At 44.1% G+C, this 22,740-nt stretch carries 22 protein-coding genes and 1 other RNA gene; 9 read left to right on the forward strand and 14 right to left on the reverse strand.

Going from position 1 to position 22,740, the window contains the following annotated elements:
• Positions 1-180: 180 nt before the first annotated feature.
• The gene (locus OH461_RS05660) at positions 181-1,125 is read right to left on the reverse strand and encodes a glutathione S-transferase family protein (protein ID WP_270019628.1); all 945 of its coding nucleotides are present in this window, start codon (positions 1,123-1,125) and stop codon (positions 181-183) included.
• Positions 1,126-1,425: 300 nt separating this feature from the next.
• Here OH461_RS05660 and OH461_RS05665 point away from each other — a divergent pair, with 300 nt between their 5' ends.
• Together OH461_RS05665 and OH461_RS05670 are read left to right on the forward strand one after the other, a co-directional pair.
• Positions 1,426-1,827 (forward strand): hypothetical protein, encoded by a 402-nt coding sequence (locus OH461_RS05665; RefSeq protein WP_270019629.1) that lies wholly within the window; start codon positions 1,426-1,428, stop codon positions 1,825-1,827.
• An 8-nt stretch (positions 1,828-1,835) separates the two neighbouring features.
• Complete coding sequence (locus tag OH461_RS05670; protein ID WP_270019630.1) at positions 1,836-1,985, forward strand: hypothetical protein; 150 nt, start codon at positions 1,836-1,838, stop codon at positions 1,983-1,985.
• 67 nt (positions 1,986-2,052) lie between these two features.
• On the opposite strand, the gene oppF is transcribed toward OH461_RS05670, so the two are convergent.
• The 6 genes from oppF to OH461_RS05700 all read right to left on the reverse strand — a co-directional run bounded on the left by oppF (position 2,053) and on the right by OH461_RS05700 (position 8,954).
• Complete coding sequence (gene oppF, locus OH461_RS05675; RefSeq protein WP_270019631.1) at positions 2,053-3,045, reverse strand: murein tripeptide/oligopeptide ABC transporter ATP binding protein OppF; 993 nt, start codon at positions 3,043-3,045, stop codon at positions 2,053-2,055.
• Positions 3,042-4,013 carry an ABC transporter ATP-binding protein gene (locus OH461_RS05680; RefSeq protein ID WP_260259285.1) on the reverse strand — a complete coding sequence of 324 codons (972 nt, stop codon included), beginning with the start codon at positions 4,011-4,013 and terminating at the stop codon, positions 3,042-3,044. The genes oppF and OH461_RS05680 overlap by 4 nt, the downstream gene beginning before the upstream one ends.
• 73 nt (positions 4,014-4,086) lie before the next feature.
• The gene (gene oppC, locus OH461_RS05685; protein WP_270019632.1) at positions 4,087-4,989 is read right to left on the reverse strand and encodes an oligopeptide ABC transporter permease OppC; all 903 of its coding nucleotides are present in this window, start codon (positions 4,987-4,989) and stop codon (positions 4,087-4,089) included.
• Positions 4,990-5,004: 15 nt separating this feature from the next.
• Positions 5,005-5,925: an oligopeptide ABC transporter permease OppB gene (oppB, locus tag OH461_RS05690; RefSeq protein WP_270019633.1), complete on the reverse strand. Its 921-nt coding sequence runs from the start codon at positions 5,923-5,925 to the stop codon at positions 5,005-5,007.
• Positions 5,926-6,023: 98 nt separating this feature from the next.
• Positions 6,024-7,700 carry an ABC transporter substrate-binding protein gene (locus OH461_RS05695; RefSeq protein WP_270019634.1) on the reverse strand — a complete coding sequence of 559 codons (1,677 nt, stop codon included), beginning with the start codon at positions 7,698-7,700 and terminating at the stop codon, positions 6,024-6,026.
• A 534-nt stretch (positions 7,701-8,234) separates the two neighbouring features.
• The gene (locus OH461_RS05700) at positions 8,235-8,954 is read right to left on the reverse strand and encodes an SDR family oxidoreductase (RefSeq protein ID WP_270019873.1); all 720 of its coding nucleotides are present in this window, start codon (positions 8,952-8,954) and stop codon (positions 8,235-8,237) included.
• A gap of 166 nt (positions 8,955-9,120) precedes the next feature.
• Here OH461_RS05700 and OH461_RS05705 point away from each other — a divergent pair, with 166 nt between their 5' ends.
• The gene (locus tag OH461_RS05705) at positions 9,121-10,005 is read left to right on the forward strand and encodes a LysR family transcriptional regulator (RefSeq protein WP_270019635.1); all 885 of its coding nucleotides are present in this window, start codon (positions 9,121-9,123) and stop codon (positions 10,003-10,005) included.
• Between the two features lie 36 nt (positions 10,006-10,041).
• Here OH461_RS05705 and OH461_RS05710 read toward each other — a convergent pair whose 3' ends face one another.
• Positions 10,042-11,001: a DUF3187 family protein gene (locus OH461_RS05710; RefSeq protein WP_270019636.1), complete on the reverse strand. Its 960-nt coding sequence runs from the start codon at positions 10,999-11,001 to the stop codon at positions 10,042-10,044.
• A 470-nt stretch (positions 11,002-11,471) separates the two neighbouring features.
• Between OH461_RS05710 and OH461_RS05715 the strand changes: the two genes are divergently transcribed.
• The 3 genes from OH461_RS05715 to OH461_RS05725 are packed head-to-tail and all read left to right on the forward strand — an operon-like array spanning position 11,472 to position 15,747.
• Positions 11,472-13,544, forward strand: coding sequence for a TonB-dependent receptor (locus tag OH461_RS05715; RefSeq protein ID WP_270019637.1), 2,073 nt, complete (start codon positions 11,472-11,474; stop codon positions 13,542-13,544).
• 59 nt (positions 13,545-13,603) lie between these two features.
• A complete protein-coding gene (locus OH461_RS05720) occupies positions 13,604-14,497 on the forward strand; it encodes a helix-turn-helix domain-containing protein (RefSeq protein ID WP_270019638.1) in 894 nt (297 codons plus the stop codon).
• 32 nt (positions 14,498-14,529) lie between these two features.
• Positions 14,530-15,747: an MFS transporter gene (locus OH461_RS05725; RefSeq protein ID WP_270019639.1), complete on the forward strand. Its 1,218-nt coding sequence runs from the start codon at positions 14,530-14,532 to the stop codon at positions 15,745-15,747.
• 59 nt (positions 15,748-15,806) lie between these two features.
• Here OH461_RS05725 and OH461_RS05730 read toward each other — a convergent pair whose 3' ends face one another.
• On the reverse strand, positions 15,807-15,959 hold the full coding sequence (locus OH461_RS05730) for a hypothetical protein (RefSeq protein ID WP_260259291.1): 153 nt from the start codon (positions 15,957-15,959) through the stop codon (positions 15,807-15,809).
• A 289-nt stretch (positions 15,960-16,248) separates the two neighbouring features.
• Between OH461_RS05730 and OH461_RS05735 the strand changes: the two genes are divergently transcribed.
• The gene (locus OH461_RS05735) at positions 16,249-16,752 is read left to right on the forward strand and encodes a hypothetical protein (protein ID WP_270019874.1); all 504 of its coding nucleotides are present in this window, start codon (positions 16,249-16,251) and stop codon (positions 16,750-16,752) included.
• A 373-nt stretch (positions 16,753-17,125) separates the two neighbouring features.
• On the opposite strand, the gene ffs is transcribed toward OH461_RS05735, so the two are convergent.
• The 3 genes from ffs to OH461_RS05750 form a co-directional block, all read right to left on the reverse strand.
• Positions 17,126-17,222, reverse strand: an RNA gene (gene ffs / locus OH461_RS05740) — signal recognition particle sRNA small type.
• Positions 17,223-17,381: 159 nt separating this feature from the next.
• Positions 17,382-19,343, reverse strand: coding sequence for a GGDEF domain-containing protein (locus OH461_RS05745; protein WP_270019640.1), 1,962 nt, complete (start codon positions 19,341-19,343; stop codon positions 17,382-17,384).
• A gap of 204 nt (positions 19,344-19,547) precedes the next feature.
• Positions 19,548-20,288 carry a hypothetical protein gene (locus tag OH461_RS05750; RefSeq protein WP_270019641.1) on the reverse strand — a complete coding sequence of 247 codons (741 nt, stop codon included), beginning with the start codon at positions 20,286-20,288 and terminating at the stop codon, positions 19,548-19,550.
• Between the two features lie 123 nt (positions 20,289-20,411).
• Between OH461_RS05750 and OH461_RS05755 the strand changes: the two genes are divergently transcribed.
• Complete coding sequence (locus OH461_RS05755; protein ID WP_270019642.1) at positions 20,412-20,714, forward strand: MGMT family protein; 303 nt, start codon at positions 20,412-20,414, stop codon at positions 20,712-20,714.
• Between the two features lie 24 nt (positions 20,715-20,738).
• On the opposite strand, the gene OH461_RS05760 is transcribed toward OH461_RS05755, so the two are convergent.
• A complete protein-coding gene (locus OH461_RS05760) occupies positions 20,739-21,161 on the reverse strand; it encodes a YbaY family lipoprotein (RefSeq protein WP_270019643.1) in 423 nt (140 codons plus the stop codon).
• A 190-nt stretch (positions 21,162-21,351) separates the two neighbouring features.
• Here OH461_RS05760 and tesB point away from each other — a divergent pair, with 190 nt between their 5' ends.
• Positions 21,352-22,212 (forward strand): acyl-CoA thioesterase II, encoded by an 861-nt coding sequence (gene tesB / locus OH461_RS05765; protein ID WP_270019644.1) that lies wholly within the window; start codon positions 21,352-21,354, stop codon positions 22,210-22,212.
• 63 nt (positions 22,213-22,275) lie between these two features.
• On the opposite strand, the gene OH461_RS05770 is transcribed toward tesB, so the two are convergent.
• Positions 22,276-22,734, reverse strand: coding sequence for an Lrp/AsnC family transcriptional regulator (locus tag OH461_RS05770; RefSeq protein ID WP_270019645.1), 459 nt, complete (start codon positions 22,732-22,734; stop codon positions 22,276-22,278).
• Between the last annotated feature and the right edge of the window lie 6 nt (positions 22,735-22,740).

Genomic DNA, 22,740 nt, shown 5'->3' on the forward strand with positions numbered 1-22,740 from the left:
CAATCTGCTTGTGAATATTGATTATCAATCCAACAAGCGTGTTCAATATCGCATCACCAATAAGAATTGGCACAACATTCTAAATAAAAATCAACACCGAAGATGCCCTGCGCCCAACTGTTAATAAAACGTAAAAAGCCAGCTTTCGCTGGCTTAAGTCATGTTCTATTTCATATGTTGCTACAAGGTATCTCGACCATGAGTTGATTCGAGATCCAACAGAGGCCCTTTGGGAACAACTTGTGTTGGATTTATACCCTTGTGACTAAAATAATAATGGCGCTTAATGTGGTAGAAATCGGTGGTTTGCTTAATGCCATCCACTTGATAAAGCTCTTTCAAATAGCCATTCAAGTTTGGGTAGTCTGCGATTCTTTTCTTATTACACTTAAAATGCCCAACATAAACTGCATCAAAACGGACAAGAGTAGTAAACAATCGCCAGTCAGCTTCCGTGAGCTTAGCCCCAGTTAAGTAACGATGGGTCGCTAAATGGTTTTCTACCTTATCTAGCGCTTCAAACAACTTATTGTAGGCTTCTTCATACGCGTCTTGAGTGGTGGCAAAACCGCAACGATACACCCCATTATTAATGTTCGGGTAGATATAATCATTCCATTCGTCAATCACGCTATGTAACTCTTGCGGATAAAAATCAAGCTGATTGCCCGTAAGTGAGTTAAACGCGGAGTTAAACATGCGAATGATCTCAGAAGATTCATTACTCACAATGGTTTCGGTTTTCTTATCCCACAGTACAGGGACTGTTACTCTGCCTGTGTAATCCGATTTGGCTTGCGTGTAGATTTGATGTAGTCGCGTATGGCCAAACAGCGGCTCTGGTAATCCCATCTGCCAGCCTTCATTCATCATGTCTGGGCAAACCACAGTGACATCAATGTGAGATTCAAGCTGCTTAAGCTGGCGAAAAATCAACGTTCGGTGCGCCCAAGGGCAAGCAAGCGACACGTAAAGGTGATAGCGACCTGACTCTGGTTTGAACTTGGCGTCAGGCTTATCTTCTATCCAATTTCGAAAACCTGCATCTTCGCGTACGAACTTGCCGCCGTTGCTTTTGGTGTCGTACCACACATCATGCCACACGCCATCAACTAACTTTCCCATCGTTCATCTCCACTATTCAACTATCGCCGTTTAGACATAGAGAGTTTAGAGAATCATGCAGATAACAACAGCCAACCAATTAGTTCAACTCGTTCAAATTCTTCGAGGAAGGAACATATCGCTACCTAGTGAAAGGTAAACCAAAGAGCTAGCCCCCTCATACAAACGCCTACATTTTAGCCACTTAACATCGCGATTTATAAAATACATCCCTAAAAAATCACCAAACGTCATGTAGCATTAAAACTCATTGATTATTTGTATGGATAAAAACTTCAGTTCAATAGTTAAGGAAAAGACATGAAAAAGTTGATGGTGTTTACTTTGGTAGTTTTAGGCTTTGTAAGCCCCCCTCTCTATGCAGGGGGAAACATAGATATAAAACAGCAAGGATTGAGTGATACCTACCCTGGGTATACGACTATCGTTTATAACAGTTTTGCTGACACCATGAAGGATTATCAAGGTCGCATATCTTCGTTTTCAGTCATTGATAGTTCAGGCCATGATCAGACTTTTTTCGCTCTCATGGGAATTCACAACGGAAACTTTGGTGTCGTTTTTCTTACCCCAGAATCATGTACAAAAAAGAAAAAAACATACCTTTTGAAGAGTCCCAAGCCATATTTATATTGGGTTATGAAAAAACCTATGCTGTTGCGAAAATTTGTAATGGCGAAAACTATTACCTATATCCGATAGATGAGTTTATGCATGTGATAGTAAAACAATTTCTCACTGAAGACTTTGTGAGGTTTGATTATGACTTCCCGTTATTATTTGAAACCAATGGCTTTAAAGAAGCCGCAAAAATCAACTTTAATGCGAAGCCAAATCCAGCCGCATTCAGCAACGAATAAAACACAGACATAAAAAAAGCGCGACCTACTAAGAAGCCGCGCTTAAGCCCGTCACAGGCTGAATGGGTTAAATGCTAACGTTCAAGCACGAGACTGCGTGAACATCATTACCTTGGATATGTGGTTTTTGATTCGCACACGCCTCAGTCGCTTGAGGGCAGCGCGTTCGGAATACACAACCTGATGGTGGGTTGATTGGTGACGGTAAATCGCCTTCTAGCATTTCAATTTTCTTACTGCGTTCTAGATTCGGATCAGGAATAGGCACAGCCGACATCAGTGCGCGAGTGTAAGGGTGCTTAGGGTCAGCAAACAGTGCATCAGCTTCGCCTAGCTCTACTGCGTTACCTAGGTACATCACCAATACGCGGTCTGAAATGTGTTTAACCACTGATAGATCATGCGCGATGAACACTAGCGATAAGCCAAGTTCTTTTTGCAGTTCTTTCAGTAGGTTAACAACCTGTGCCTGAATCGATACGTCTAGCGCTGACACTGGTTCATCACAGATGATCATCTTAGGTTTTAAGATTAGCGCGCGTGCAATACCAATACGCTGACACTGACCGCCAGAGAACTCGTGTGGGTAACGGTTGATAACGTTTGGCAGTAGACCTACCTTCGCCATCATCTCTTTTACGCGATCTTTCACTTCTTGCTTAGAAAGCTCTGGGTAGAAGGTTTCTAACGGCTCAGCGATGATGTCGCCCACTGTCATACGTGGGTTAAGAGATGCCAAAGGATCTTGGAAAATCATTTGAATCTCTTTACGCGTTTCGCGGCGCTTCACTTCTTGCATTTTAGTGAGGTCTTGGCCTAACCAAACAACTTCACCGTCTGTTGCTTCAACTAAACCAATGATTGCGCGAGCAAAGGTGGATTTACCACAACCTGACTCACCTACTACACCTAACGTTTCACCTTCATATAGGCGCACGTTAACGCCATCAACCGCTTTTAGGTTTGATGGTTTTGTCCATGGCCATGCTGATTTTGCAGCAATGCTGAAGTGAACTTTTAGGTCTTTAACATCCAATAATAGTGGTTTATCTACACTCATTTGCTCCAAGCCTCCCAATCAGAAAAACATGCGCGCTGACGGCCTTCACCAAATGGTGTCAGAATCGGCGACTCCTGCTTACAACGGTCAATCACACGGTGGCAACGCTCTTGGTAAGGGCAGCCAGTCGGTAGACGCAGTAAGTTAGGTGGGTTACCCGGAATTGTCGGTAGAATCTCACCTTCTGTATCCAAACGAGGGATCGCTTTCAGTAGACCTTCCGCATACGGGTGGCTTGGGTTGTAGAAAATATCATCCACTTTGCCGTATTCCATGGTACGGCCTGCGTACATTACAAGCACTTTGTCACAAGAGCCTGCAACCACGCCTAAATCGTGAGTGATCATAATGATTGCGGTATTGAACTCACTCTTCAGCTCGTTCAATAGATCCATGATCTGAGCTTGTACTGTTACGTCTAGCGCTGTTGTTGGCTCATCGGCAATCAACAGTTTTGGACGACACAATAGCGCCATAGCAATCATTACACGCTGGCGCATACCGCCAGAAAACTCGTGCGGGTACATAGTGATACGCTTACGCGCTTCAGGGATTTTCACCGCTTCAAGCATGCGTACTGATTCTTCAAATGCTTCCGCTTTACCCATGCCTTTATGCAGCATCAACACTTCCATTAGCTGGTCACTAACTTTCATGTAAGGGTTGAGCGATGTCATTGGGTCTTGGAAGATCATCGCGATCTGTTCTGCACGAACTTTGTTTAGTGCTTTTTCAGGCAAATTAAGGATTTCGTTACCCTCAAACTTTGCGCTGCCTGAAATAATGCCGTTTTTCGCAAGCAAACCCATGATTGCGAATACGGTTTGCGACTTACCAGAGCCAGACTCACCTACGATACCTAAGGTTTCGCCTTGCTCTAGTGAAAAATTAAGATCGTTTACTGCGGTTACGATACCATCTTGTGTGGTGAACTCGACACGCAGATCTTTAACATCTAATAAGCTCATCATTGCTTCCTATAATCTTTTCGATTTTTTTATAATTTATTGCTTATTTATTGCTAGTTTCTAGCTGTCGTTATTATCTGTCTTTTGGATCCAACGCATCACGCAGACCATCACCCACATAGTTGAAACAGAAAAGTGTTACAACCATGAATAGTGCTGGGAAAGCAAGCTGCCAAATAGCCACTTCCATTGTCTGTGCGCCTTCTTGCAGTAGCGCGCCCCAACTTGTCATCGGCTCTTGAACACCAAGACCAAGGAAAGATAGGAACGACTCTGTCAAGATCATGCTTGGAATAAGCAGTGTCGAGTAAACCGCAACAATACCTAATACGTTCGGTACGATATGGCGAGTGATGATGTTCCACTTGCTCACACCACAAACGTGTGCCGCTTCGATGAACTCTTTGCTACGCAGGCTTAAAGTTTGGCCACGTACAATACGCGCCATATCTAGCCAAGCGATTGCACCGATAGCAACGAAGATTAGGACGATGTTACGACCGAAGAATGTCACCAGTACGATAACTAGGAACATAAACGGAACCGCATAAAGGATTTCTAGGATACGCATCATGATACGGTCAGTTCGACCACCAATGAAGCCAGATGCCGCGCCGTAAAGTGTACCAATCAGTACCGCTACAAACGCACCCATCACACCAACCATCAGCGAGATTCGACCACCAACAAGCGTACGAACATACAAGTCACGGCCTAAGCTGTCTGTACCAAACCAATGGTCAGCGTTAGGACCAACGTGCATTGAACCCCAGTCGGTATTATCAAATGTGTATGGAGCGATCATCGGCAAAAAGATGACTGCCAATGTCATTGTAAACAAGATTGCTAAGCTCACCATCGCCGCTTTGTTACGCATAAAACGGATGCGAGCGTCTTGCCATAAACTGCGACCTTCGATTTCTAAATTCTCAGAAAACTTTTCAATCGCTTCTAGGTTTTCTTTTTTCGTTAACATAACCAAACGTCCCTGTTAGTAGCGAATTTTCGGGTCGATCATTGCCAGTAGAATATCCACGATGGCATTGAACAAGATGAATAGGAAACCAATCAAAATGGTGACACCCATTACCAACGAATAGTCACGGTTGAACGCGGCGTTAACGAATAGCTTACCGATACCTGGTAGACCGAAAATGGTCTCAACAACAACCGAGCCAGTGATGATACCTACGAACGCAGGGCCCATGTAAGAAACAACTGGAAGAAGCGCTGGTTTCAGTGCGTGTTTAACAATGATGTAGCGGTAGCTAAGACCTTTCGCACGTGCAGTACGAATAAAGTTACTGTTCAAGGTTTCAATCATTGAGCCACGGGTAATACGCGCAAAGGTTGCAACGTAAAGCAGTGACATGGCGATGACTGGTAAGAACAGATATTGGAAGGAACCATCATTCCAACCACCAGCAGGGAAAAGCTTCATCTTCAAGGAGAAGAAGTAAATCAAAGCAGGAGCCAACACGAAGGATGGCAACACCACCCCGAGCATAGCGGTGGACATTACGGTGTAGTCAATCCAGGTGTTTTGCCTTAATGCGGCAATGGTGCCGACGGTAACACCCAAAATGACAGTGAAGATAAATGCGATTGCACCTACTTTTGCTGATACAGGTAGCGCACCTGCAATCAGTTCGTTTACCGAGTAATCAAGGTACTTGAATGAAGGACCAAAATCACCTTGTACAACGTTAAATAAGTAAGTGGTGTATTGTTCAAATACAGGTTTATCTAGGCCGTATTTAGCCTCGATGTTAGCCATTACTTCCGGCGGCAAAGGACGCTCAGTAGAAAATGGGTTACCTGGTGCGAAACGCATGAGAAAGAAAGATACGGTGATCAAAACCAACATAGTTGGGATCGCCTCAAATATCCTTTTAGCGATGAATTTAAGCATAAACTCACTCTTTCAGTCTGTGACAGTTAAGTACAACAAGACCCTGCATGTGATTTCTCACATGCAGCGTCAATATTTTTATAGTTCTATTAGCCTAGTTATTTACTAGCTTTGATGTATAGATCTTTAGAGTAGATTTTCTCTTCTGGGTTGTTTGCTGGGAAGCCGCCAACCTGTGGAGAAAGTAGACGTGATTTCACGTACTGGTAGATAGGCGCGATAGGCATATCTTTCGCTAGTAGCTTCTCTGCTTCTAGGTAGAGTGCTTTACGCTCTTCTTCTGAAGTAGACGCAAGTGCTTGTGCCATGATGTCATCGTACGCTTTGCTGTCATAGTGAATACCGCCAGTCGTGTTGTTACTCTTCATTAGAGTTAGGAACGACGAAGCTTCGTTGTAGTCACCACACCAACCTGCACGAGCAACTTCAAAGTCACCTGAGTCTTTTGATGATAGGTAAGTTTTCCACTCTTGGTTTTCAAGAGTAACGTCTAGACCTAGCGTCTTCTTCCACATAGAACCAAGTGCTACTGCAATCTTCTTGTGGTTTTCAGACGTGTTGTAAAGAAGGCTGAATTTCAGTGGGTTATCCGCACCGAAGCCTGCTTCTTCTAGTAGTTTAGCCGCCGCTGCATTACGCTCTTCTTGCGTCATTGCACCGTATGCTGGCATTTCTGGATCAAAGCCTGCTGTAATTTCTGGAGTTAGGAAGTAAGCAGGTTTTTGGCCTTGAGCAAGGATTGCATCAGTTACTACGTTACGGTCAATCGCGTATGAGATCGCTTGACGAACACGAGCATCATCAAATGGTGCTTTCTTCGTGTTGAAGATGTAGTAGTAAGTACAAAGGTTACCCGTTACAGATACTGATTCTGGGTGCTCTTTTGTTAGACGCTTGAAGTGCTCGATTGGCAATTCGTTAGTGAAGTCAATTTCACCAGCTAGGAAACGGTTCATCTCTGAAACTTGGTTTTCGATCGGTAGGAACGTTACCTTGTTTAGAGTCGTGTTTTCGTTATCCCAGTACTTTTCGTTACGCTTAAGAGTTAGACGCTCGTTCACAACCCATTGGTCTACAACGTAAGCACCGTTACCAACGAAGTGCTCAGGTTTAGTCCACTGGTCACCGTATTTTTCAACCGTTGCTTGGTGAACTGGCTTAACTGTTGTGTGACCCATCATCATAACGAAGTAAGGTACCGCAGTTTCTAGCTCAACCACTAGCGTGTGATCGTCAAGCGCTTTAACACCTAGCTCAGACTTGTCCGTTTTGCCTGCTACGATGTCTTTCGCGTTAACCATCTTGGTGTATTCCATGTACCAAGCGTATGGAGAAGCAGTTGCCGGATCAACAGCGCGTTGGAAACTGTATACGAAATCGCCTGCTGTTACAGGATCGCCGTTTGACCAAACTGCATCTTTACGAAGGTGGAAAGTGAACGTTTTGTTATCTGTCGTTTCCCAGCTTTCTGCTACTGCTGGAACCGTGTTGCCGTCAGCGTCTTGGTTAACTAGACCTTCAAGTAGGTCACGGATAACGTGAGATTCAGGAACACCTTGAGATTTATGAGGGTCGATAGTCGCGACTTCAGTACCGTTACCACGAACTAGCTCTTGAACTGCAGCCAGTGTCGTTTCTGAAGATTCTGTTTGAGCTTCTGGTTGAGGTGCTGGTGCTGCCGCTTGTTTTTGCTCTGGTTTGTCACCACAGCCCACAAGTGCAAGAGAAAGGCCCGCGCCCACGAACAGTGCGCGTGTAATTTTGTTCTTATACATGCGTAAAACTCCAAGTTTTTTATTTGCATCCATGACTACTTTGTAAGGTCACTCGAACGGTAGTGAATTAGATTTTTTTTGCTCACTTTTCAAGCAGAAAAACCTAAATCCTTACAAAGATTGCGGCACACATTAGCAATCATTGAAGTAATTTGCCATAAAAATGTGATGGAAAATCGAATAATTCTTCAAATTCCCCTACAAACTGGCAAGAATCACTATTTTTTGTCACACGAACGATATTTTGGATTGAGATAACGTTTGCGCCTAGATTGAAGTGCCAAATCATCTACCAAGATACTTTTTTTTAGCATCTTATGCCAAACATTGTGCAACAAAATTAACAGCCATCACGCAATATCCTTAACAAATAACAGAATCCATTGTGAGACCTTTGCAATCTGTGACACATGTCACTGCTCACCATTTACCCTACTACTGCGAACTAAAATTCATAAATATTCACAAAATTTAACTAGAATTCCAAATGCAAAAAAAGCCCCGCAGTGCAGGGCTTAAAAAGCGTGATTAGGCTTATGGTTGTTGACGTGTTGGTGCTAAAACAATCTCACGTACACACACACCTTGTGGTTGGCTGTAAGCGTATTCAACTGAACGAGCGATATCGTCAGCAGCCAACACACCACCCATTTCTTCTTTCCACTCACCGTAGCCATTAATAATGTCTTCAGACGTAGTATGAGAGAGAAGCTCTGTTTCTACCGCACCCGGTGCAATCGTTGTTACACGAACATCGAAATTCGCCACTTCTTCACGCACATTTTCAGAAATAGCGTGTACAGCGAACTTAGTACCACAGTAAGCAGCGTGGTTCGGGAACGTCTTACGACCCGCTACTGAGCTGATGTTAATGATAGTGCCACTGCGACGCTCTTTCATTGGCGCTAGTACCGCTTGCATGCCATTCATTAGGCCGATCACGTTTACATCAAACATGCGTTTCCATTCTGCCGGGTCTTGCACATCTAGTTCACTCAGCAGCATTACGCCTGCGTTGTTCACGATACAATCTGTTGGGCCAAACTGAGCTTCCGCTTTCGCAATCGCGGCTTCAAAACTCTCTTTATCCAATACATCCACTTTTTCACACAGTGTGTTTGCTAGTTCCAATGCGTTTAGACGCTCGATACGGCGAGCAATCAATAGAAGCGGATGACCAGCCGCGCTCAAACGACGAGCAATCGCTTCACCAATACCAGAACTTGCACCTGTTACCACAATTAACTTTTTCATCATTATTCTCCAATTCGATTGAGTTGGCCCGTACCCTTGTACGTGGCAATGAAGCTAGTTTAGGGTTTTGGTGATCGTTGATATATAGCATTTAAGTTCAATCACTGTTGCACGTGTGCAACAATAAAATTAAGCTAAGGCTCTGTTTGATATTGACGGTTCTTTTATGATTAATCGCATTCAACTTGCTGACATTCGCTCATTCGTTTTAATTGCTCAATTGGGAAACTTTACTAAAGCGGCAGAGGCGCTCAATGTCTCCCGCTCGCATGTTTCTCGTCAGATAAGCGCACTTGAAAAACAAATGGGTGTCACCTTACTTATTCGCACCACTCGTACACTCAAGCTCACTCAAGCCGGAGAGCGATTTTACAAACAGTGTGAATCCGCCTTGCACAGCATCGACCAAGCTTTGCTCGCTGCGGTAGATGACACCGAGCAGGTGCGTGGACTGATTCGAGTTAACTGTGTAGGCGGTTATTTAGGTGAAGAAGTGATCGCTCAATCGATCGCAGAATTTATGTCGCTTTATCCAAACGTGACGATTGATTTGGATTTTTCTAGCCACCGTATCGATTTAATCGAAGACCAGTTTGACGTGGCCTTTCGTATGGGCAACTTGGAAGATTCTGGGTTTGTCGCCAAACATCTATTGGATGTAGAGATGGTTACATTAGCAAGCCCTCTATATATTGAGAAGTTCGGCTCGCCTGAACACCCTAAACAATTGGCTCAACATTCGTTACTGACCGGTTCTGTTACCCGATGGTCATATCAAGCGATTGATTCAGCGCAGCATTATGACCTACATGTAAAAGGCACACTCACATGTAAAAATGGCCGGGCACTGATCAAGTCAGCACTGGCGGGAAATGGGATTATCCGCGTACCCAAAGTGTATTGTGAGCAAGAAATTGAGCAAGGGTTGCTCGTTGAAGTTATGCCCGCTTGGCAAATAGCTAGCGTCCCCTTCTCTGCTCTGTATCATAAAGATCGCTACCAACCTAAAAGGCTGCGAGCGTTTATTGAGTTTGTTAAGCAGCGATTTTAACCTCGCTGCTTTAACTTGATGTGATTGATAGCCGAGCTATAGGTAAACACGCAAACCAGTGGTAAACATAATATCGGTCGAGTTATCCATATGGATGGCGTTTTCAGTCGCTGACAGCTCAAATGCGAAACCATTGCCGTGGTATCGATAGCCCGTTACTACTTCATGTGAGCGTTTCTCAAACTCACTACCATCGTCCAATACACCCTCAAAACCGTGATACTCAATCACAACCTCGTGGCGTTCAAAGAAACGATAATTATAACCGATGGCGAATGCCGCTGTGCTACCGCTCTTCACTGGGATGGTATTCATCAGCTCATTTTCGTCGCGATGCGTTAACCCCACGGTTGTAAATACCGCGTGGTTACCGTTAATGAACGAGTAATTTAGCTGTACCCCTTGCTCAAACACCGAAGCTTCAAAAGGAGAATCATTGACATTGTTGTAATAGAGAGAGCCGCCTAACGCTAAAGCATGGTACTGGTTTTCTATTAGTTGATATTGCATATAGCCGTGCAGCGCATTGACTAATGTCTCACCTTCAAAATCGGTGACTTCAATGCCGTAAGTATCGCTACGAATATCAAAGCTGTGCTTGTCGACATCCAGTCGGCCGTTCTGACCAATATTAAAAAAGTCATGGAAGCCTATCGTCAAGGTATCAAGATGGTTGTTACCGGCCCAAGAATATTGATACATCACCTCAGCACTCAGTTTATCGCTGACGCGCCATTGCATACCTAGATGCGCTTGGTTTTGGTAATAATCTAATTGAAAGTCATCACTTTGCGCCCAAACACTGGCGGCAGAGATCATCGAAAACACTTCGGTTTGTTGCGGTGCAAAACCACTTCGAAGTTGAGTGCTTAATGAGCTTGATTGAAATGGTGAAGAAGCGTAGGTACGCAAAGGAGTAGATTGAGTATTCGCCCATGCCAGCGCCGGCCAACACGCCAGAATCACTAACCATTTGCCCTTCAAATTATTGACCATTTTACATCACTCGCAATGATATTTAACTGTACACGTGTGCAGCATACACCTAATCGAACATTTTGAAAACAGTGTTCGATTATTATTTATCCTCTCTATTTTATACCGACGATTTATCAACGCCTTAGAAGTTAATCGCACTTACCATCACATGAAGCATTGCCCCAATCGGACATTTACTCCCCTTATTCCTACAGAACACTATTTAACTGAGGTTTATTTTCTGGATTTTCTATCTCTCTAGCATTTATTCATCACACTATTGAGAATCATTTGCATTTAATCCCTTAAGGGTAGGAATATCCCCTTCGTTTTAGGTTTCCCCAAATTAACTTATCGAGAAGCATTGCAAATAAAGCGATGACGTAACTCATTATAAAAATTCCGACGCAATCTTTTACGAGTAGTGTGGGTTGTTGGAGACCAAAAACATCTCTTCATTTCAGTTTTGTACTTGTAAAGGATTTAGCATGAACACCAAGATTTCTTGTGTAGCAGTGGCTATTGCAAGTTCCTTATCTAGCCATTACGTTGCAGCCAACACTCATGACCAAGCAACTCACGAAACCATAGTCGTTACCGCTCAGAAGTTTTCTCAACAAGAGCAAAGTACGCCTATTAGCACGACTGTGATTACCGATGCCGACATGGAGCGTTCAGGCATCGATAGTAATTATGACGTAATAAATAGCGCTCCTAACGTTTCTATGATCAAGGCAGGTAACCCATCTGACGCTAGTTTTATGTCGATGCGAGGCATCACGCCAACCATGGAAGGAAGCCAGACTGTGTTATTCCTTGTCGATGGCGTGCCTTACCATATGTTCGATATGGAGCTGCTCGATGTTGAACGAGTAGAAATATTACGTGGACCTCAAGGTACATTGTATGGCCGGAATGCCTCTTCCGGCGTCATTAGCGTCATCACCAAAGATCCTGATTTCTACCGAGAGGGTTCAGTAAAGCTATCGGTAGGTAATTACAATGAAACTAAAACCAGCTTAATTTCAGGCGGAGGTATTGGAGATAGCGATTCTTGGGCATACCGCACGGCACTGCAATATCGTAAGGGCGATGGCTATTGGCAAAGAGATTTTGATGGCAAAGATGACGTTGATTCAATTGACGAATTTAATGGCCGAATTAAACTCGGTTGGCTACCTAACGACAGCGATTGGAAGGTGATTACCACTCTCGAAGCTCATCACCGTCGAAACGGAGATACTTCTTTTGCCTCGTTAGAGCAAATCAAGCAAGACAGTCATAAAGTCTACTCAGATTTTGAAGGAGAGATCGCAGCAGACGTCTACTCTGGATCGATCCGAGCCAGTTACGAAGGCGAAAACATTAACTTCGAATCGATCACCGCATACAGCACGGAAGACAAAGAAGATAATTTAGATAGCGATTTCACCGCCCACCCTGCCGTGTTTTTGTATATGGACATGGCGCACCAGCGGTTCACGCAAGAGTTCCGCTTGAGCTCCAGCCAAGATCAAGACTTCCGCTGGCTCGCTGGGTTGTATTACTTCGATGAAAATGCCAAATCAGACATCCGAATGGATATGACCACGCCCTTTGGCGTCGTAGTTAATAAGAAAGTTTCTGATACTGACACACAAAACATTGCACTATTTGGTAACGCCTTCTATTCGCTATCCCGACAATGGGAGTTAACCGCAGGTCTGCGCGTCGACCATGAAAAAACCAATTCTCAATTTAGCAATACTTGGACTGCATTTTACCCTAGTTATACCGGTGATGAAGAAGTCAGCTTTACCGAGGTTCTACCGAAGCTCGGGGTTAATTATTACCAAAATGACGATCTAATGTTTTATGGCTCAATTGCTCGCGGTTATAAAAGTGGCGGATTCAACATGTTGACGCCACCAGGGTATCCGTACGAGTTCGATCCTGAGTACACCATTAACTACGAACTTGGCATGAAGAGCGAATGGTTAGATAACCGTCTCAAGTTCAACACCGCGCTGTTTTGGATTGATTGGCAAGACCAACAAGTCGAGCAGCAACTGTACCCAGAGTCCTTTACTGAGAATGCCGGTAGTACGGTTAGCCGAGGTATAGAAGCAGAGCTATCTTGGTTTGTTGCACCTCAAATTAGACTAATTGCCTCCGGTGGATATAACGATGCACACTTTACCGACTACCATAGCCGTACCTTCGATCAAAATGGCAATTACTTAGGTTCAGTCGACATGTCAGGTAAGCGCCCTGCGAGTGCACCGCGTTACGATTACTCGATTGGTTTTGATGCTAATTTCCTCGAAAATTACTTCGTTTATGCCGACTACAATGTGGTTGGAGATATGTACTTTGATGTTGCCAACACGCAAAAACAAGACGCTTATGGCGTATTGAACCTTCGCGTCGGTTATACCTCTAATCATGTTGACGTCACTCTTTGGGCTAAAAACCTTCTTGATGAAGAGTATTTGACTCGAGCCTTTGAAATGGATTCAGGCTGGTTCGGCCGCTCTGGTGACCCAATGACCTTTGGTCTCTCGACTAACTTCAAATGGTAATTTGACCAGAGTAATAGGTGCTACTTCACGTAGCACCTTTCAATATAGGGATCTTTGCTTTGACTTCAAACCTAACTCAATCAACCTTAACTTCGAACGTGGTAGTGCTCGGAGAGCAGCAATCGGCGAATGTCTCGCAGCTCAACTTAGACTCTGAACTCTCGGTACTGGTTGTTGATTTTGACTTGCAAAAGCAGACCACATTGCACGGCAACAGCGATCACTCGGACATTCAATTCTCTTGCCTTGTCACGGGCAATGTCAGCGTCACTACAGGAAATAAAAAAGTCAAACTAACACGCGGCGGAATGCTCGTTACCTACATCCCCAAAAACAATTTCTCCATGACTGTCGAGCCAAATACTCGATATATCGAAATTCGTGTCAGCGTGAATAAGTTGAAGTCTTTGATAGGGCATGATTACCAATTGGTTATGGACCAAATATGCCAAGAAGGTTCATGGCAACCAATTGGGTTTACCTATGAAAACCGCCAAGCAGTAAACGAACTTGTTGATCAGTTGATGCAACCCAAGCTTTCGCAAATCAAAATATACAGCGCGACACTCCACTTACTTGCGGTGCAATTAGATGCTTGTGTCCCAGCTGAAGAGCTCGACCTTCCCAAGCAAACCTATCGCCAACTTCACTATGCCCGAGATCTATTATTGGCCGATTTGTCGCGCGCACCAACCATTGCCGAAATTTCCGCCAGCACTGGATTAAACCCAGTAAAACTCAAAAATAGCTTTAAACAGCTATTTGGCGAAAGCCTGTATGCCTTCTTCCTAAAACATAGGATGGATGAAGCTAAAGTGATGCTCAAGCAGCGTGGTGTAACAGAAACCGCTATCGCTTTAGGCTACAGCAATGTGAGTCATTTTAGCTCTGCATTTAAAAAACAACACGGACTGCTACCAAGCGAAATGAAAAAGCTGTTTTACAACACATAACAAGCTGGATTCAGCATATAAGGACAATTCCATTGACCACTCACACTTTGGCTCAACCAGCCCAGCGTTCAAGCCACTATTACCTAATGTTGGCTTGTTTATATTTAGTTCAAGGTATTCCGCTAGGACTTGCCTTTCAAGCTTTCCCCGCACTGCTCAGGCATTCCGGATTAAGCCTCGATGTTATCGCTTTAACCCCCATAGCCGCTCTCCCTTGGGTACTTAAGGTACTTTGGGCACCTTTGGTCGATAATCATTGGTTAGCCAAAGTGGGCCGAAGGAAAAGTTGGATTATTCCCCTACAACTGCTTAGTGCCGCGTGTTTATTTACCATCGCTCAAATAGAGTTAAACCAACAAAGCGTCTACCTTGTATTAGCACTCATCTCTCTACTCGCTCTATTTAGTTCCACCCAAGATATTGCGACTGACGGTCTTACCGCAGAACGCTCACAAGGTACCAAACTTGGCCAAGCAAACTCTATACAAGTCGCGTTCTTTATGGGTGGAATGATCATAGGAGGCTCAGCCGTTTTGGTTGGGGAAGAACATTTAGGCCACTTCAACACATTTAGCTCAATCGCGATTTTACAGTTGCTTTGCATAGTGCCTATCTGTATTTGGCGTGAACCCAAGCCAAACAAAAAAGACCAAAGCCACCCCGGTAAAATTCGTAAAGTATTTTCAAGGCCTTTATCACTATCCATGTTAGGGCTAGCGGTATTCACTACCATGGGCGGTGCCGGACTATTCGCACTTATCAAACTGATATTGGTTGATTCAGGTTGGACGATGACACAGATCGGTTTCATCTCAGGTCTTGGACATAACCTAATGGTGATTGCAGGGTGTATTATCGCCGCGCCACTGATATTCATTTGGAGTGCTTGGCGTGTTCAACTGATTGGACTAGGCATAATGATCTTAAGTGGTTTAGGCTGGTTTATCATTAGTGCTGATAGCCCAATACAAACAGAAATGGTGTGGATGATGACCATTTCGACTGGCCTTTCTATCGGAATTAACACCGTGGCGGCCTATACCTTGGTGATGGGCTTCGCCAAAACAGGGACTCAGCCCGCTGTCGATATCGCGGGTTATCAGGCAGTGCAAACGCTAAGCCATACGTTGATTGGTGCCGTTGCGATTGCCTTGGCGGCCACAAGCAGTTATGCCATCGCCTCTTTACTGGCTATCCCCATATCATTCATCGCGATTTGGTATGTTTATCACTGCTATCAACGCAGTTAGGTCCCCAAACGCAAAAAGGTAGCCATTTGGCTACCTTCTTTACAGAAAAGAGTTCTTAATTACGCTTTCTTAAGATCTTTTGCTGGGTAAGTCAGTGACATATCGTTCACTAGAACGTGTACGTAAAAACCGCCACTGCTAAAGCCAGTCACTTCCATTTGACCCAACTCAATACCTTTAGTTGCTACAACTAAATCACCAATAGAAAACATATGAATACCTTGAATGTAAGTAATTGACGATGAACTTTATCGTTGGCGCTATTGAAGCAGGTTTCACGAGTAGCAACTAATCAAGTAATTTGTCGTGACGACAACCACTTCACTCTTTCTCTAACTCTGCTAATTCTCAAAATTTCCCCCTATCAATCCGCTTTTACTCATAAGTAGCGATTGAGAGAGCTGACGAAAAGTTGGCATTTTGAAATATCGCGCAAACCGTTTGTTATACCAAATATGAACGCGTATTATGGACACCAGTTTCACTTCAAATTCAAACGTAATGAAATTATTAGCGGATAAAACTGGCGAGCAATTCTTGAGTATTCAGCAAGAACAAGGAGATGAAGTAATCGTTCAGTTCATCTCTAACGAAGGCGAACCAACAGGCAAACCATTTAAAGATTCTTTGAAAGGTTTAAAACTGGCGGGATGGAGCGTACGACATACTTCAACTGCGATCGGTTTGTACCGTTTCAAACATGGTTACCTTGAAGACGCCCATGTCAGCTTCGCTCTACATCAACTTTATCCGCTCGGTCGTAAGGTCAAGTTACCAAGCGGCGATGTGGTAAAAATCGCAAGTTACGCCAATACCCACAGTGACGGTTACTACATGTATGTCACTAAAGAAGGCCAAAGCAAGCTAATCCGTTTAAAAATGAGCCCAGAATGGGAGCTTCTTCCTTCCGATAAGCTATTGGCTTTGCCTTACTATCCTGCACCCAGAACGCAGCAAGAGCTTGATAATATTCAATCATTTGATGAGTGGGCGGGCGGATTTTAAAAGCCATCTTTTATAAACGGCTCAAGAAGAAATCCTAGCAAGCTAGCATTGATGCCACTGCAAGACATACATGAGTGTGAGCGACTTCTGGTTCTCATCTATGATGAGAGCTTAGCTTGTCATTGCTAACTGTTTGGCCCAACCACACACTCGTTATTTTCGTGCATATATCGCCTAAGTTGGCAACGCTAAGTTTCTTGTTCAATACCTGTCTTAGGAAGATTACGGGCAGAATCGACCAAGCTCAGCCAATGTATCCATATCCAAGCAAGATGGTGCAGTCTAAATTAGAAATAGAACATGAAAAGTCGCTTTAGAAAAATATCTAAAGTAGAAAAAGTTGGGAGGAAATTTACAAACGCTAGATGGGTGGAAGCCCCAGCCACATCCCGGCACACAAGTCACTCGCTGCGGCTGCTTCCTTCCGGACCTGACCGAGTTCACGAGCTATTGTTGCGGGAGGACCAGGGCCTCCATAGAGCATCTCTGTTAACCAGAGAGTGCGTGAATTATCAGGTATCACTTGCGCTATTGCAAGTGCCAATCGCAATTAAAGCGCTCATTTCAGTTTAACTGCCTAGCAAATAAACAAAGTAACCGCGTTTTGATAATTAACTAAGCAAAATCATTTAATTAGCGAGTTGCGTTTTTAGCGAAGATGCTCGATTAAGTTGTACTTCGTTTTCTGCTATTTTGCGCTTGTTCGAGTACATGGACAAATCCGCCTCATGCATCACATCTTCTAGGCTCATGGTTTCGGCGCGCGGTTTAGAAACCCCAAACGCCAATGAGACATCCAGTTGAATGGTATTATCCAAAGAGGTGAACTGCATTTTTTGCAAATTAATCAATGCGTAGCTGAGCTCTACCGAACTGACCGTGCCGACCAATATAAATTCATCGCCACCAATTCGATAGCTTTGGCCTTTCCAATACAGTTGAATCTTTTTAGCAATATCCTTAAGCACTTGATCACCAACCTCGTGACCAAAGGTGTCATTGATGGGTTTGAACTTGTTTACATCCAAATAGATGAGCGTCTGGTTAGCGGCAATACCTTGTCTAAACCGTCGCTGCAGCGAGCGGCGGTTACGCAATTTAGTTAGGTTGTCAGTGTTGGATTGATGATGCAGATAAATAACAAAAATGAAAGTGGCCATCAAAACTAGCACAAACAAGGCAATGCTTTTACGCGCAAAACGTTGCTCAGTTTGCAGCGTGGCTTTCCAATCTGGCTGAATGTCATGGCGACTGATGATTTTTTCTAAATCCATGATTTTGATGGCGCGATTAAATAAAGGCACAAGCGCCTCGCCCAAATCATTTTTGACAAAACCAATCGTCAATTCAGAGGAATAAATTTCACCCAATAACTCATCTTCGACCAATGGCAGTAATGTATTGGAATCTCGGAGTACTTGGTGAAAACTGGCTCTGCTGATTGCAATGTAGTCCACTTCACGGCTCATCAATGCCGCGACCTGCTGTTGCGTATTGCTGTAAGTATAAAGCTTTTTCTGCGGCAACATTTGCGCTAACAACTCATGATAAAAGTCATCTTTCTGAACGCCGATTCGCTCAACAATCAGCTCAGACACATTGCTATAGACATTCTCTTTATACCCTTCTCGCTTGATCATCACACCGTGAGAGATGACATAAGGGTCACTAAAATAAGCGAGCTGTTTACGGGATTCAGACTTAGCTAGCGGCGAAATGATTTCAATTTTTTGAGACTGAAAATCACTGTACATCTGATCCCATGGCTCATCTGCATGGCTAAGTAATTGACAGTTCAGCATCAGAATATGGCAAGCAGAATAAAGCACATCAGGGGTAATGCCTGTCACTGTTCCATTGTCTTGGTAGCTGGCAAAATGCGCGGCATTCTCAATTTTCATGCGCAGTAGCTTACTGCGGTCAATACCACTGTCGACCACCATTTGCCTCAGCGCTTTCTGACGAATATTAAATTGGTAATCGCGGATCGTCTCTCGTAACAGCTTTTGCACTGACGCCGAGTGGATATAGGCTTCAAACTGTTTCAACTGTTCCGCATACTTATTTTTAGGTGCAATCAGAGAAACAGGCTTAATTGAAATTTGGTGATTAAGTAGCTGCGCATCAAGCCCTGCCATCAGCATGGGTTTTAGCTGATTGATGGCATCGACTACTCCATCTACAACGCCATCATTGAGAAGTTGCCTTGCGTGCTCATGCCCTAAGTATTCTACTTGTTTAATCGAGGGGTAATGCTCTCGAATCAGATCGCCATAAATTGTCCCTTTTGGGATACCCACGGTATCAATGGAATCTAACGTGTAGTTAGAAAAGCTATAAAGATAGGTGTATTCAATATTGGTCGGGCTTGAGAAATCGAACCGGTGAGAGCGCTGAGAGGTATAAGTGACATTGGCGGCAAAATCACTTTCGCCCAGTTCAACCGCGGTGAGAATGTCATTAAAACTGGGGTAATAAACGTATTCAATCGATAGATTGAATTCATCCGCCAATGAATCAAACAAAACTCGACTGACGACGTCGTCCGCTTCCATCGCGATACGATATGCTTTGCTCGAAGACGAAGGCATGGCGAACGCCGAGCTGACGAGCAATAGAAACAGAGAACAAAGTGCGCTTAACCTAACCATAACTTTTAAAATAATCGCGGTTTACCGTTAGGGCATTGGCTCACTTGCTTGCTGCTTATTAAGTAAACTGTGCCACTGGTTGAACATTATGTGAACATATTGTCATATTTTTGTCACCAGTCCAACAGATGGCATGCTGTTTAGTTATATTTCTTCGTGATGTTCGACACTTTGCAAGATATAGTCTGCAATCCATGCTGTACCCAACAGGCATAACCATACAACGAACACAGGATTTGGCACTTCAACGCTCGGCGCTAATACCAACGCCGCGAATCCCACTGAGGGTAACGTCCAGCACAGCAACTTGCTCCAACGGAAGTTCTTTAGCTTCGCTAGGCTCTCCATGGCAGCCATGATACCCACCACAGACAAGGCGAACAGTACCGCATAACCTAACTGTGCAATCCAAAGTGGCACGATCAACAGTAGCGCCCACCAGCTATGCTGTTTGGTTGGTTGCCAATAACGAATAGACCACCAAACGGTAGAAATTGCGAGCGTTTGTATTACGGTAACCCATGCTGACCCTTCCAGCCTTCCTGCCGCTTGAGTGGTCATAATTCCAACCAGTAGCGCGGACACAATCAAACCAATAGTGACCATAACCCCCAAGTTACTCCGATGAGAAAAGACCACCATGAGCAATGGGAACAGCACCCAAAGACTGACCGAAAGCGTAATAGATTGGTAAGGCAAGGTTAAGCCATAAACAGCAGAAGCCAATAAGAAAGTAACAGTGGAAAAACTGCGACGAGGAATGAACCACAAAACCGGGATTAATACCGCAAGCAACGGTATATCGCCATCACTATGTCCGATCACTCTGGCACAAATGACAGCCAAAATAGCAGCAATAAAAAACTGCACAGTCGAAAACAGCATACCCTCTCCTTATCCCATCCTTGGAAACATCGAATTAGGGTGTTGACCTATACGCATTCATTGCACAATATTCAGATTCATCTCAGTTTACTGAATCTTATCGTCAACACATCAAGTAAAAGTATGGACCAGTTTTTAGTGCAAATCTTTGCTGTAATTCACCAAATTCCACATGGAAAAATCACAAGTTACGGTGAAATTGCAAAAATGGCGGGTTATCCCGGTTATGCACGCCATGTCGGTAAAGCGTTAAGCCGTTTACCTGAAGGCTCAACTTTACCATGGCACCGCGTGACCAATGCTCAAGGACAAATTTCTTTAAAAGGTGATGATTTGCTTAGGCAGAAAAGAGCACTCATTGCCGAAGGCGTGCAAGTCAGTGCGGCAGGGAAAATATCGATGAAACAATATAGATGGCAACCTTAGTTCAGTTGCCATCCATTTTGCTATCTAGCGCACGCCAACCAACATCAGGTTAAACTGTGTAGTGTTGTTCGCGTCAGTGATCGCTGGGTTGATAGTGTCAGTAATGAAACGTAGTTTACCGTCGACTTCAATTCTCGCACTTACACTGTAAGTATGATTAGGGATAATTGAACTCGCGTCATACATCAGCTTGAAGTCAAACGGTACTTGCGCGCCATTAGTTTGAATGGTTTGCTCCGCAATGACTTTTGCTGGTGCATCTGCAAGCGAAACGTCTTGCAATTTTACCGTCACGACTGCGTGTTCAGGTAGTGCAATTCGCTCACGATAAGCAACAGAACCGGAAATAGTTTGCAATTGAACGCCTTGTTGAGATGAGTTTGATTGACAACCAATAAGCAGAGCGCCAAACAATACCGATATGGCCAACATCAGTGCTTTTTTCATAACGTGCCCCTTTATAAATTAGATAGTTATGAGCCTATAAATCCATTATAGATATGGGGTTCACTAAAGTCATGCTGACGCGCAATCTATTGACCCACTTTTGACTGTGTCAATTTTTAATGAGTATTTGCTCTATACTCAACCAAGTAGGGTAAAATGGACTTAGAATTTTTAACGGAATATCAAAACTATGAGTAAACCTCTCACCGAGCTACTTATCTTGTTGCAGCTCGAAAAACTTGAAGAAGGGCTATACCGCGGCCAAAGTGAACACTTAGGTCTTCCTCAAGTTTACGGTGGTCAAGTTATCGGCCAAGCACTATCAGCGGCACGTTACACCGTCGCAGAAGATAGAACCGTACACTCATTTCACAGCTACTTCTTATATCCGGGCGATCCTGAAAAGCCTATTATCTATGACGTAGAAAATTTACGTGATGGCCGTAGTTTTAGCACTCGCCGAGTGAAAGCCATTCAAAACGGGCGACCTATTTTCTACCTCACCGCGTCTTATCATGGTGATGCGCCGGGCTTTGAACACCAAAACACTATGCCTGATATTCCGGGACCAGAGAACTTTGCGTCAGAGTCTCAACTGGCAGAGCAAATCAAAGATTTCTTACCTGAAAAATTGCAGAAAACTTTCTGCGGTGAGAAGTCCATTGAGATGCGCCCTGTTACGGTTGTGAACCCGTTAAAGCCACAGAAGGTCGAAGCGAAACAGTACCTTTGGATTAAGGCTAACGGTGAAATGCCAGATAACCAACTCATTCACCAATATCTATTGGCCTACGCGTCTGACTGGGGCTTCCTGACAACTGCCCTACACCCTCATGGGGTTTCACTGCTTACACCTAAGTTCCAAGTGGCGACCATTGACCACTCTATCTGGTTCCATCGCCCATTTAAGATGGATGAATGGCTGCTCTATTCGATTGAAAGCCCGACGGCGAGCAATACTCGCGGCTTAGTAAGAGGTGAGATCTTCAATCGCAATGGCGATCTCGTTGCTTCAGCGGTACAAGAAGGCGTGATGCGTTTCACTGGCTAAGCTCAATCAACCACTAATAAGAAAAGGGCTCTAAGAGCCCTTTTCTATGCCAGTAAAATCAAGCTACAACGGTAAAGCAGTGGTGTATTTAAGTGGCTCCATCGCAAAGGTAGACGTCACATTAGAGATGCCCACCACCGAGTTAACCAGCTTTTTATAGAAGCGATCAAAACACGGCATATCTTTAACCAACACTTTCAGCATGTAGTCATATTCCCCTGCCATTCGATAAAACTCCATCACCTCTGGAAACTCTGAAACGGTTTCAACAAATTGGCTATACCACTCATGGGAGTGATCACTGGTTTTAACCATAACAAATGCAGTAAATGAAAGATCGAGCTTATCTGGGTTAAGCAGTGCCACACGCTTTTGAATAACGCCTTGATCTTCGAGCTTTTTAAGACGCTTCCAACACGGTGTTGTGGTCAAGTTCACCGCTTCTGCCAACTCATTTAACGACAAAGTGGCATCATTTTGCAGCAAACTGAGTATCTTTCTGTCTGTTTTATCCAGTTCCATTTCTCA

This window comes from Vibrio sp. LaRot3, assembly GCF_027587025.1.
Lineage (GTDB): Bacteria > Pseudomonadota > Gammaproteobacteria > Enterobacterales > Vibrionaceae > Vibrio.